This window comes from Yersinia sp. 2541 StPb PI (assembly GCF_052217145.1).
In the GTDB taxonomy this organism is placed as follows: domain Bacteria; phylum Pseudomonadota; class Gammaproteobacteria; order Enterobacterales; family Enterobacteriaceae; genus Yersinia; species Yersinia enterocolitica_E.
On sequence record NZ_JAZGQB010000001.1, the window covers coordinates 1667315 to 1680349 of the forward strand.

The window sequence follows — 13035 nt, forward strand, 5'->3', positions numbered from 1 at the left end:
TTTTAAGGGTGGATTAGGGTAAGAATGACTCAGCAAAATACTAAAATCCCAGTGCAGCAGGGTGCGCAGCGTTTACGTCGGGAGCTTAAATCACGGCACTTAGCCATGATTGCTATCGGTGGTTCTATTGGTACCGGTTTGTTTGTTGCCTCAGGGGCAACGGTATCGCAAGCAGGCCCGGGTGGAGCATTGCTCTCCTATGCATTGATTGGCCTGATGGTTTATTTCCTGATGACCAGTCTCGGTGAGCTGGCGGCATTTATGCCGGTATCAGGCTCATTTTCAACTTATGGCTCCAAATACGTCGAGGAAGGCTTTGGTTTCGCCCTTGGCTGGAACTATTGGTACAACTGGGCCGTCACTATCGCTGTTGACTTGGTCGCGGCACAATTGGTGATGAATTACTGGTTCCCAGACGCACCAGGCTGGATTTGGAGTGCGCTGTTCCTCGCCCTGATGTTTTTACTGAACTACATCTCAGTAAAAGGCTTTGGTGAAGCGGAATACTGGTTCTCACTGATTAAAGTCACCACAGTCATTATCTTCATCATTATTGGTGTAATGATGATTAGCGGCATTATGAAAGGCGGTGAGAGCGCGGGTTGGCACAACTGGACCATTGGTGATGCACCCTTTGCAGGGGGCTTCTCGGCGATGATTGGTGTGGCAATGATTGTTGGTTTCTCTTTCCAAGGCACTGAACTGATTGGTATTGCGGCCGGTGAATCAAAAGATCCAGGTAAAAATATTCCACGCGCAGTGCGCAAGGTGTTCTGGCGTATTTTACTGTTCTATATCTTTGCTATTTTGATTATCAGCCTGATTATTCCGTATACCGATCCAAGTCTGTTACGTAATGATGTCAAAGATATCAGTGTTAGCCCATTCACGCTGGTATTCCAGAATGCAGGTTTGCTGTCAGCGGCCGCGGTGATGAATGCGGTTATCCTGACGGCAGTGTTGTCAGCGGGTAATTCGGGGATGTATGCCTCAACCCGTATGTTGTTTACCCTGGCCTCAGAAGGTAAAGCGCCACGTATCTTTGCCAAGCTGTCTGAGGGCGGGGTGCCACGTAATGCTCTGTATGCCACCACGGTAGTGGCCGGATTGTGCTTCCTAAGTTCAATGTTTGGCAACCAAACTGTGTATCTGTGGTTACTTAATACCTCAGGTATGACTGGCTTTATTGCTTGGTTGGGTATTGCTATCAGCCATTATCGTTTCCGCCGTGGCTATATGATGCAAGGCCGTGACTTGAACGACTTACCGTATCAGTCTGGTTTCTTCCCGATAGGGCCGATTTTCGCCTTCGTACTGTGTTTGGTTATTACTTTGGGGCAGAACTATCAGGCTTTCTTGCAAGACCGCATTGATTGGTATGGTGTGACTGCAACCTATATTGGTATTCCATTGTTCCTGGTGATTTGGTTTGGCTACAAATTGAGCCGTGGCACTAAGGTTATCAAATACCAAGAGATGGAATTCCCGAAATGGCGTGATGACAGTGAAGATAATCCTGAGCCGACAAAGCCGGTGATGACCGCTGACTAGTTTTTAGCGCTAATCAAAATTAAGCCATAGTGATGGCAGGGCGATAATCTTATCGCCCTTTTTTTGGGCTGTAAGCTGGTGATTATTTAAGCAAAGTTAAGCAAATAATTTCGCTAACTTCTCTTTATTGCCCTTTTGAATGCGGGGATAAATCAGGCTTATTGATTAAATAATATTATAAAATAAGGATTTACATCGTATTGTACCTAATTGTTTATCGCAATCTTATTGATAAGTATTATCGTTTGTTTTATTGTTAGCGCCATCTTATAAGGAACGATAAGGGGAAGCGGTGCAACAGTCGTCACGGAGCATGGCCAAAGGGGGGGTTAGCGATGCTGGTTCACCCGATTCACTTACTCGTCTAAGCGCATCGGGACGCAGTTCACCCGTGACTCTAATTACTTTGGGTATATTTTGGCAGTAACAGATTTCATAAAATAATAATTAGGCAGAAAGGGCCGGAAGCGATATTTCTGCTGTGGTGAGCTATTGCCGACATTAATAAAAAATAAATTTTCACCTGTCCGCCAGGCGGCATTGCTGCAAGTAAAAAACGCCTGCTGAAAAGGTTGTTGATAAATTTACACCTCATGGAGATCGTGTAATGGTTAAGGTTAACAAGGGTTTTAGAAAATCTCACAGTGCGGCATTAGTGATAGCTGCAATTATCTCATCTCAGGCATCCGCCGCTGAAACAAAAAATACCACGGCAACTGACACCATGGTTGTCACGGCATCCGGTTTCCAGCAACGCATTCAAGATTCTGCGGCATCTATTTCTGTGGTTACCCGCGAGCAGATTGAAAATAAAGCCTATCGTGATATTACCGATGCGCTGAAAGATGTTCCCGGCGTTGTTGTCACCGGTGGTGGTAGCCACAGTGATATCAGTATTCGTGGCATGTCCGCTAAATACACCCTGATTCTGGTGGATGGTAAACGTGTTGATACCCGTAGCACCCGCCCTAACAGCGACGGTTCAGGGATTGAGCAAGGCTGGCTGCCACCACTTGCCGCCATTGAGCGTATTGAAGTTGTACGTGGCCCGATGTCCTCTTTATATGGTTCGGATGCCATGGGAGGGGTAATCAACGTTATTACCCGGAAGGTGGGTAAAGAGTGGCAAGGCACGGTGCGCGCAGATGCCACCTTGCAGGAGGATTCAGACTCCGGCGATATATATCAGACCAATGCTTACGCTTCTGGTCCATTAATTGATGGCTTGCTGGGATTGAAAGTTAGCGGGCTTCTCTCGCATCGTAGCGAAGATAAGATAATCGATGGCTACAATGAACAGCGCATGAGAAACGGTGCGGCAACATTTACCCTGACTCCCGATGATAAAAACGAATTTGATTTTGATATCGGCCATTATGTGCAGGACCGAAACTCAACCGCCGGGCGTTCAGTGGCATTAACCGGTAAAAGCAGTGACGTGCAATATGACCGTAATAATTATGCGATTACCCACCACGGTTATTATGATTTCGGTAATTCAACCAGCTATGTTCAACGAGATGAAACCCGTAATCCATCACGTGACATGAAGAGTGTTGATAATATCTTTAATAGCCAAACCTCATTCCTGTTCGATAGCCATACTTTAATTCTTGGCGGTCAATATCGTTATGAAGAGCTGAATGACAAGGGTAATCAACTAGCCTCCGCCAAAGATTTGACTAAATTGACCCGTTGGAGTTGGGCGTTATTTGCAGAAGATGAATGGCAGATGACCAATGATTTCGCGCTGACCGGTGGTGTCCGTATGGATCAGGACGAAAACTACGGTACTCACTGGACACCACGTCTGTACGGTGTCTGGCATCTGGCTGAACAATGGACATTAAAGGGCGGGGTATCTGGTGGCTATCGTTCACCTGATTTACGTCAGGCCACGGAAAACTGGGGACAAATCACCGGCGGTGGTCGGGGTGATCCTGCTATCATTGTCGGTAATGCCAACCTGAAACCAGAAAGAAGCCTCAGCCAGGAAATTGGTGTGCTGTGGGATGATCAGGAAGGTATGAATGCCGGTGTGACACTGTTTAACACTGATTTTAAAGATAAAATCACCGAGGTACGCCGTTGTACTGATACCACGGGCAATGCGTCCGGCCAATGTATGATCAATGGTACCAGCTATAAATTTATTAGTGATCGCACCAACGTGGATAAAGCCATGACCCGTGGTGTGGAAGCGACTTTCGGTTGGGAAATCAATAAAGCCTGGTCACTGACATCGAACTACACCTTTACTCAATCTGAGCAGAAAAGTGGGCAATTCTCGGGTCAACCGTTGAACCAGATGCCTAAGCACATGTTGAACGGTACGCTGAACTGGCAGGCAAATGAAGAATTAGCCACCTGGGTTCGGGCTAACTACCGGGGTAGAACATCAGAGTATCTTGATCGTACCAGTATGGGCAATAAAACGCCGTCTTACACTTTTGTCGATTTAGGGGCTAACTATCAACTGACCAAAGAGTTCCGTTTGATGGGAGGCGTGTATAACGTACTGGATAAACGTGTAGATATCGAAGTTAACGATAAAGTGCTGGATGGGCGCCGTTATATGGTTGGTGCCAGCTACGATTTCTAATCTCCCTTTGTCCTTGAAGCCACAGGGGGGTTAGCGGCGTTCACTCACCCGAATCACTTACTTGAGTAAGCTCATCGGGATTTGTTCGCTTGCTGCCTACCTGTGACTCCAATGACTTTGGGTACTCCCTTTGTCCTTGAAGTCACTGGGGGGTTAGCGGCGTTCACTCACCCGAATCACTTACTTGAGTAAGCTCATCGGGATTTGTTCGCTTGCTGCCTACCTGTGACTCCAATGACTTTGGGTACTCCCTTTGTCCTTGAAGCCACCGGGGTGTTAGCGGCGTTCACTCACCCGAATCACTTACTTGAGTAAGTGATTCGGGATTAAGGAACCTTTTGAGGTTCCTCCTGCATAATTAACTCAAGCCAATATCAATCACTTTTTTGAATGCGGCGCGTTGTGACACACGTTGATACCAACGTTCCACGTTCGGTAGTGATGGACGTTCGATCGACAGGTTAAACCAGGCATAGGCCAGGCACCCTAACGGGATATCCCCAATACCGAATTTATCGCCAGACAGATACGCTTGTTTCTCAAGTGCGTGATCGGCAATTGCCATCAGGGTATTGAGTTGTGTCATACCCTGAGCAATTTTCACTTTATCCTGCTGTTCTGGTGGGGTGCGTACCAACCCGATAAACACCGCTTTAAAGGGTTCCACCATGCTGGAAGTGGCCCAATCCATCCACTTTTCTGCCCCTGCGCGTAACTGTGCATCAGGTAAATAAAGTGCACTATCGCCGTATTGTGCGGCCAGATAGCGGACAATCGTATTGGACTCCCACAGGATGAAGTCTCCATCTTGCAGGCAAGGGATCAGGCCATTTGGATTCATTGAGCGATACAGGGGATCATTGAGCTTGCCATATTGGCCACCGACATCAATGCGCTGATAGCTGATACCCAGTTCTTCTAAACACCAAAGTACTTTTTTGACATTGGTCGAGTTATTCCGACCCCAAACAGTCAGCATATAATTCTCTCTATTTATTTGATTTTTATCTACCAACGCCCCTGAAACAGCGTTATTTAACGCCGTTGCCAATGGTGGATATCCCAGTCATGCAGTATTGCCAAATCCACTAATTCATTACCGGGATTAATCACTGCCGCATGATCAACATATTCCAGTAGCGGCTTGTCATTAATCGAGTCGCTGTAACCGTAGGTATGCTGAAAATCTAACTGAGGCGACGCCATGAGCCACTGTTTTAACCGTTCGACTTTGCCTTCACGGTAAGTCAGGGTGCCATAGGTCTTGCCGGTGTAGCGGTTATCCTCCACCGCAACACCGATAGATAATGCTGCATTGGCAGAGAAATGCTGCGCAATAGGGGTAACCAAATGTTCGCCGGTAGCTGAAATAATCACGATGTAATCACCGCGATTACGGTGCCAGGCCAGTAGCTTCCTGGCTTGCGGATAAATTCGTGGCAGAATATCTCGCTCGATAAAACGCTCAACCCAGCCAGCAACTTCAGCCGTATGTTTGCCGATTAAGGGCGACAATGTTGATTCCATATAACAGGACATCGACATCTGCCCTTGATAGTACTGTTTCATCAAATACTGTTCTTGTTCTGCCAGCTCACTAGGAGCCAGCCCTTTATCAACCAGCCAGCGTAACCAAAGGCCGGAGCTATCATCACTGATCAGCGTTTCATCGAGATCAAACAGGGCCAAATCCATTAAGTCACCTCCCGGCTGACAGAAAGATTGAAGTGAAACTTAACAGTGCATGTGCTGGGCATCTGAAATTCCCCGACGGAAAAAAGGGTATCAACCGTTAAGCTAATACTTTCTAGCAAAACATGGAAGCTTACTTAGCACGGCAGGGTTGCTAGCTCACCCCGATACAGTTATGGATGGCAGATTATCTGAATATTAAGACAACGTTATGACTCTGGTTTTCGATGTTGCCGGGCAGGTGATACGGCATTGTTATCAGTAATGAAAGAAATAACATAGAACGGATTGATATTGGTGAGTTACTCAGTTTCGGTGTTAATTGTTTATATCGTTTAGATATAGATTGTTAAGTATCTAGTCGAGAACGCTCTTAAAACTGCTTTTTATCCTTAAATGACAGGTTATTAACGCGGTTTGTCACTAAACGCCCGATGGCTAAAGAAAGAGTGTTGTCGTCTGTCTGCTTTCACCCCACAGCCCAGGAGCTGATTATGCTGATTATTCGTTTATATGGTTGTCCAGTTTTCATTGGTTCTGAGCAAAAAAAGCAACCGACTGAAAATCCTGGAGTGAAACATGAGTCATCAAACACTAAGCAACCCATTATTTGTTAACCCAACCGCGGTTAACCCATTATCTGCCAACACATTACCACTATTGGATCTTTCCCTGCTTAATGGCAGTGAAACTGAACGTCAGGCATTCTTAGTCGATTTACGCCATGCCGCACGAGATATCGGATTCTTTTATCTCACCGGACATGGCATTGACCCCGCGTTATTACAACAAATCCAAACCTTATCCCGTGAATTTTTTGCCTTGCCTGATGAGGACAAACTGGCGGTGGCCATGGTGCGCTCGCCACATTTTCGTGGCTATAACCGTGCGGCCTCTGAGTTAACGCGAGGCCTACCGGATTGGCGCGAGCAGTTCGATATTGGCGCGGAAAGAGCCCCATTACCGCAAACGCCAGATACGCCAAGTTGGGCGCGGCTGCAAGGGCCAAACCAGTGGCCAGCGGCATTGCCGGAATTAAAACCAACAATACTGCAATGGCAGCGGGAAATGACCGGAATGGCACTGCGCTTGCTGCGGGCTTTCGCTCTGGCATTGGAACTGGATGAACATGCATTTGATGAGTTGTATGGCGATAAACCCAATGAACATATCAAGTTGATTCGCTATCCAGGGCGTGAAACCACACAAAGCGGTCAGGGGGTCGGTGCGCATAAAGACTCCGGTTTCCTCAGTTTCTTATTGCAAGACCAGCAACGCGGCTTGCAGGTGGAGGTGGAGGAAGGGCGCTGGATTGATGCCGCACCACGACCCGGCACCTTCGTGGTCAATATTGGAGAGCTGCTGGAGCTGGCCAGTAATGGTTATCTGCGCGCCACGGTGCACCGGGTGGAAACACCTCCTGCCGGTACAGACCGGTTATCTATCGCCTTCTTCCTGGGGGCGCGTCTGGATGCGGTGGTTCCGCTGTATCAACTGCCAGCGCCGCTGGTGGCGCAAGCGCGTGGGCCAGCCAGTGATCCTCATAACCCGCTGTTTCGTGATGTTGGGCTTAATTATCTCAAGGGCCGTTTGCGCTCTCATCCCGATGTTGCCGAGCGTTACTACCCTGCGCAACTGAAGCTGTAGGGATTGGAGAAGTTCATCGCGGATCGTCTGCTGGCAATCTACCTGGCGCACTGATTTTTGGGTCGCTTGAATTAAAAACTTTATTTTTGGGATGATGATAATGACTAAAACACGTATTTCCGGCCTGATTAGTGCCACCTTACTAACTGCATGGGTGTCTTCTTTTAGTTTGTCAGCACAGGCAGCCGAAGCGCTGCGGGTAGCCGCCGATCCGGTTCCTCATGCAGAAATTCTGCAATTTGTGCAAAAACTCGATCCCTCTCTGAACCTGAAGGTCATCGAGATCCCCAATGGTGTGAACTCGAATGAGTTGCTGGCACACGGTGATGTCGATGCCAACTACTTCCAGCATGTGCCTTATCTGCACTCCCAGGAGCAGGCGCTGGGGCAAAAATTTGCCGTGGCCGCAACGGTGCATATTGAGCCACTTGGCGTCTATTCCCACAAACATAAAACCTTTGCTGATGTCCCGCAAAATGGCACGGTAGCGGTGCCGAATAACGTGACTAATCTCAGCCGTGCGCTCTATTTACTGAAAGATCAGGGACTGATTACCTTGAAGCCGGGCTTTACCGATCCGGCTAAAAATCAGGCGACGCCGAAGGATATCGCGGACAATCCAAAACACCTGAAAATTTTAGAGATTGAATCACCGCAAATCCCTCGTTCATTGGATGATGTTGATTTAGCAGTGATTAATGGAAATTATGCGTTGGAGGCAGGGCTTAATCCGGCGAAAGATGCATTAGGACTGGAGAAAGCTGCCGGTAACCCTTATGCCAATATTCTGGTCACCACCCCCGCGCTGGCCAGTGATCCACGAATCAAACAATTGGCGAAAGATTTACAGTCACCCGAAGTGGCGAAGTTTATCACTGAGAAATACGCCGGTTCAGTTATCCCTGTGGCAGGCCTTAAATCATGATTAGCATCGAACGCCTGAGTAAAACCTATCCACAAGGAGGGCTGCCAATGGTGGCCCTGGAGGAGGTCTCGCTTGAGATCCCGACAGGCTCGGTGTTCGGTATTATTGGCCGTAGCGGGGCAGGTAAAAGTACCTTAATCCGTTGTCTAAACCTATTGGAACGGCCCACTTCGGGCCGTATTCAAGTGGATGGCCGGGAATTAACTACACTTTCAGACCGTGAATTGCGGCTGCAACGGCAAAATATCGGCATGATTTTTCAGAATTTCCATTTACTTCATTCACGTAATGTATGGGACAACATTGCTGTTGGTTTGGAAATTATTGGGATGCCCAAAGCGCAACGCCAGCAGCGCGTTGCGGAGTTATTGGATTTGGTTGGCTTGAGTGACAAGGCTTATGCTTTCCCCTCGCAGTTATCGGGCGGACAAAAACAGCGCGTGGGAATTGCCCGAGCGCTGGCCGCCAAACCGTCATATTTGTTATCTGATGAAGCGACTAGCGCGCTGGACCCTGAAACCACCGCATCGATCCTGGCATTGCTCAGTGATATCAATCGCCAACTTGGATTGACCATCGTGTTGATCACTCACGAATTGGAGGTGGTGAAATCCATCTGTGATAGCGCAGCACTGTTGGAGCGGGGGCGGGTGGTGGAAACCGGCGCTATTGCTGACTTATTGGCATCAACACATTCCCGTTTAGGGCGTTCATTGCTTCCCGCTCGGGGGCCGGCGTCGTTGTCTGGTGCGCCAGTGGCGGAGCTAACCTTTTTCGATACCTTATCGGCTTCCCCCGTGCTCAGTGAGTTGGCGCAGCAACATGCCGTGGGGGTAACCCTACTTGGCGGTGGGGTGGAATCGATAGGTGGCCAGCGGGTTGGGCGTTTGCAGGTTGATTTCAGCCACCCAGACGGCGGGTTGAGTTTAGCTGAGGTCTTACAATTTCTTAATGAGCGTGGCGTGAGGGCAGAACTGATATGAACAGCGGCATGAGTTGGCAAGATCTGCTGGCACTGGTCACCAATGCCACCGGCGAAACCATCTATATGGTGGTAATTGCCACCTTTTTCACTGTATTGATTGGCTTACCACTGGGGGTGTTGTTATTTATTTCGCGCCCCAATGGGGTTTTGCCTGCGCCGCGCTTGAATACATTGGTCGGTGCCATTGTTAATCTGGGGCGCTCAATGCCCTTTGTGGTGTTACTGATTGCGTTGATTCCGATTACCCGTTGGATTATCGGCACCACGTTAGGCAGTACCGCGGCCATCGTGCCAATTACTCTGGGGGCCATCCCATTTTTTGCCCGAGTGGTCGAAGCGGCCTTGGATGAAGTGGATAAAGGGCGGATTGAGGCAATTTTATCGATGGGCGGCTCGGCACGCCATGTGATTCAAAAAGTTCTATTGCCAGAGGCACTTCCCGCTTTATTGGCCGGTATTACCTTAACTGTCGTGATGCTGGTGGGATTCTCATCAATGGCGGGGGTTATTGGTGGCGGTGGATTAGGTGATTTGGCTATTCGTTATGGTTATCAACGTTTTAATAATGAAGTGATGGTAGCGACATTAATCATATTGGTCATTTTGGTTCAGGGCGTACAAAGCCTGGGCGATAGATGGGTCAGGTCGTTGGCTCACCGGCGCTAAAATTTATCACCACCTATATTTGATATAACAGCCGCGGTATTGATTGCTGTGGTTTCACTGCGTAATAATGGACGTTGCCGCTATCAACGCGGCAACGTCCTGTCAGCAGGAGATTAACCGTTTAGTGCTTGTGCCAAGTCCGCAATCAGATCCTCGGTATCCTCAATACCCACCGACAAACGTAGCAATTGTGGCGTAATACCGTGTTTCAGCCGGGTTTCTAAGGGGATGGAGGCATGAGTCATGCTATATGGCTGGCTGATTAAACTTTCCACCCCGCCCAAACTTTCGGCCAGGGTAAACAGATGTGAGCGTTTGATTACCGCGCGAGCGTATTCATCATCCCCTTTCAATCGCACAGAAATCATACCGCCGAAACCCGCCATTTGCCGTGATGCCAGCTCATGTTGTGGGTGGCTTTTCAGCCCTGGGTAATAGACATTTTCAACTTGTGGTTGCCCTTCGAGCCACTCGGCTATCTGCTGAGCGCTGTGATTATGTCGCGCCATGCGCAAAGCCAAGGTGCGCAGTCCGCGTAACGTCAGAAAGCTGCTGAAAGGATCTAAAATTCCGCCCACCGCATTGTGCAGAAAGCCTAACTGTTCTGCCAGTTCAGGGTTATTGCCCACCGCCGCGACGCCAGCGACCACATCAGAATGGCCATTAAGGTATTTGGTGGCGGAATGCACCACAATATCAAAGCCCAGTTCCAGCGGGCGCTGGATGTAAGGGGAGGCGAAGGTATTATCGGCCACACTGATAAGTTGATGCTTTTTGGCAATCGCCGCAATGGCCGCCAGGTCAGCCAGTTTCAGCAATGGATTGGTCGGTGTCTCCACCCAGATCATTTTGGTTTCTGGCAATATTGCTTGTTCTAATGCCTCGGTATCCGCAGGGGAGACATAGGTCACTCGCAAACCGGCCGTTCGGCTGCGAACTTTTTCCAGCAGGCGATAGGTTCCACCATATAAATCATCCACGGCAATGATATGGCTACCCTGATCCAGCAGTTCAAGCACAGTTGAACAGGCTGCCAGACCAGAGGCGAAGGCGTAACCTCGAGTGCCCCCTTCCAGTTCCGCAATCGCCTTTTCCAGCGCGGCACGCGTTGGGTTGCCGCTGCGCGAATATTCATACCCAGTATGCTCGCCGGGAGCGGGTTGTGCGAAGGTGGATGTCGCGTAAATTGCGGGCATCACCGCACCGGTGCTATCGGGGGTATAACCGGCATGAACGGTTAAGGTATCGAACTTTGCCATAATAAAAATCCTTAATATGAGAAGATTAAGCCAGCTTTTGACGCCAGGTATTCAAAACATCAGTGCGGGTAATCAAGCCAAGGAAACGCTCTCCATCCAACACTACTGCTACATGGCCATCATTGAATGTCGCCAGTAGAGAGCGGTAATCGGCCTCTTTTTGTAATGTGTTCACTTGATGGGTCATAGCGGCACTGGCCGGTAATTTGAAATGGCTGGCATCTGCTTGTACGGTGTTCAGCAAGTCCCATTCGTCGATTAACCCGACCACTTTTTCGCCGTCTAATACGGGTAGTTGGGAGATGTCATATAGGCGCATTCGGGCGTGAGCCACGGCCAGCGTGTCCTGCGGTGAAACAGAAATTGTTGCGCCGTCCTCATGACGATAAGTGATGAAATCACGCAAATCGCCATACTGGGGCTTGCTCAGCAAACCTTGTTCCATGAGCCAGTAATCGTTGAACATTTTGGACAGGTACTTGTTGCCGCTGTCGCAAACGAAGGTGACCACTCGCTTTGGTGTGGTTTGCTCGCGGCAATAGCGTAATGCTGCGGCCAGTAGGGTGCCGGTAGATGAGCCTGCCAGTACCCCTTCTTCCCGCAATAGCGCGCGTGCGGTGCTGAAGGCTTCAGCATCATCGATGCGATAAGATTTTTTTACCTGAGAAAAGTTGCTCAGTGGCGGGATAAAATCCTCACCAATTCCTTCGACCAGCCAGCTACCCGCATCGCCAATCTGCGAGCTGTCGACGTAATCTGCCAAAATAGATCCCGCAGGATCGGCCAGTACGAACTCGGTGGCGGGTGAAACCTCGGCAAAGTATTGGCTCAGGCCGCTCAGGGTGCCGCTGGAGCCAACACCCACCACGATGGCATCGACCTGCCCATCCATCTGTTGCCACAGCTCAGGGCCGGTCGATGTCCGGTGCGCCGCGGGGTTTGCCGGGTTATTGAATTGATCGATATAGAAAGCCCCCGGTGTTTCCTGCGCCAGACGCAGAGCATAGTCCTGATAATAAGCCGGATGCCCTTTGCCCACATCCGAGCGGGTCAATAGCACTTGTGCGCCCAATGCTCGCAGGTGGAAAATTTTCTCCTGGCTCATTTTATCCGGTACCACTAATAGCAGTTTGTAACCTTTTAGCGCCGCCACCAATGCCAACCCAAGGCCGGTATTGCCAGCGGTGGCTTCAATGATGGTTCCGCCGGGTTGCAGCAACCCTTCTTTTTCAGCTTGCTCAATCATCGAGAGCGCGACACGGTCTTTAATCGACCCACCGGGATTTTGATTTTCCAGCTTGACGAACAGTTGGCATGGGCCGGTATCAAAGTGGGTCAGTTCCAGTAGCGGGGTGTGGCCGATAAGATCAAGTACCGAGCGTGGGATAGCCATTGCATACTCCAGCATTATTTGTTTAACAGCATAAATTGTTTAACAGCATGAATTTGGATAACAACTGATGGGCTGGATAATAGCGCTAGCGGCTTAAGCATTAAAAAGAACAAATAACCTGTCTATATTACCTTTTGTTATATATTTATGTTTTTTTAGACGTTTAGGTGCTTAGGTGTAAGGATGTTCAGACAGGAAGATGGTTAGCCGTATAGCCATCGATATTCACAAAAAACAGTCTCTTTACAAAACAAAACGTAAAACTACGCCCAATTGAGCCAGCAATGGGATAAATTTAGAAAAGGGACTGAAATA

10 protein-coding genes are annotated in these 13035 nt (G+C 49.0%); 6 read left to right on the forward strand and 4 right to left on the reverse strand.

The window, feature by feature from the left end:
- Window positions 1-24 precede the first annotated feature (24 nt).
- A complete protein-coding gene (locus V1953_RS07365) occupies window positions 25-1551 on the forward strand; it encodes an amino acid permease (protein ID WP_083158382.1) in 1527 nt (508 codons plus the stop codon).
- Window positions 1552-2158: 607 nt separating this feature from the next.
- Complete coding sequence (locus tag V1953_RS07370) at window positions 2159-4153, forward strand: ligand-gated channel protein (protein ID WP_083158383.1); 1995 nt, start codon at window positions 2159-2161, stop codon at window positions 4151-4153.
- Window positions 4154-4511: 358 nt separating this feature from the next.
- Here the strand turns inward: V1953_RS07370 and V1953_RS07375 are convergent, their stop codons facing one another.
- The gene (locus V1953_RS07375; protein ID WP_442850802.1) at window positions 4512-5132 is read right to left on the reverse strand and encodes a glutathione S-transferase; all 621 of its coding nucleotides are present in this window, start codon (window positions 5130-5132) and stop codon (window positions 4512-4514) included.
- Between the two features lie 56 nt (window positions 5133-5188).
- Window positions 5189-5848 carry an HAD family hydrolase gene (locus V1953_RS07380; RefSeq protein WP_083158385.1) on the reverse strand — a complete coding sequence of 220 codons (660 nt, stop codon included), beginning with the start codon at window positions 5846-5848 and terminating at the stop codon, window positions 5189-5191.
- A gap of 576 nt (window positions 5849-6424) precedes the next feature.
- Between V1953_RS07380 and V1953_RS07385 the strand changes: the two genes are divergently transcribed.
- The 4 genes from V1953_RS07385 (at window position 6425) to V1953_RS07400 (ending at window position 10068) form a co-directional block, all read left to right on the forward strand.
- Window positions 6425-7492: an isopenicillin N synthase family dioxygenase gene (locus V1953_RS07385; RefSeq protein WP_193784631.1), complete on the forward strand. Its 1068-nt coding sequence runs from the start codon at window positions 6425-6427 to the stop codon at window positions 7490-7492.
- 100 nt (window positions 7493-7592) lie between these two features.
- Window positions 7593-8417, forward strand: a complete 825-nt coding sequence (locus tag V1953_RS07390; RefSeq protein ID WP_083158386.1) for a MetQ/NlpA family ABC transporter substrate-binding protein — start codon at window positions 7593-7595, stop codon at window positions 8415-8417.
- On the forward strand, window positions 8414-9400 hold the full coding sequence (locus V1953_RS07395) for a methionine ABC transporter ATP-binding protein (protein ID WP_372569337.1): 987 nt from the start codon (window positions 8414-8416) through the stop codon (window positions 9398-9400). Before V1953_RS07390 ends, V1953_RS07395 begins: the two co-directional genes overlap by 4 nt.
- Entirely contained in the window at window positions 9397-10068 is a 672-nt protein-coding gene (locus V1953_RS07400) for a methionine ABC transporter permease (protein WP_083158388.1), read from the forward strand. The genes V1953_RS07395 and V1953_RS07400 overlap by 4 nt, the downstream gene beginning before the upstream one ends.
- 113 nt (window positions 10069-10181) lie before the next feature.
- Here V1953_RS07400 and V1953_RS07405 read toward each other — a convergent pair whose 3' ends face one another.
- The gene (locus V1953_RS07405) at window positions 10182-11327 is read right to left on the reverse strand and encodes a trans-sulfuration enzyme family protein (RefSeq protein ID WP_083158389.1); all 1146 of its coding nucleotides are present in this window, start codon (window positions 11325-11327) and stop codon (window positions 10182-10184) included.
- A gap of 25 nt (window positions 11328-11352) precedes the next feature.
- The gene (locus V1953_RS07410; RefSeq protein ID WP_083158390.1) at window positions 11353-12720 is read right to left on the reverse strand and encodes a pyridoxal-phosphate dependent enzyme; all 1368 of its coding nucleotides are present in this window, start codon (window positions 12718-12720) and stop codon (window positions 11353-11355) included.
- Between the last annotated feature and the right edge of the window lie 315 nt (window positions 12721-13035).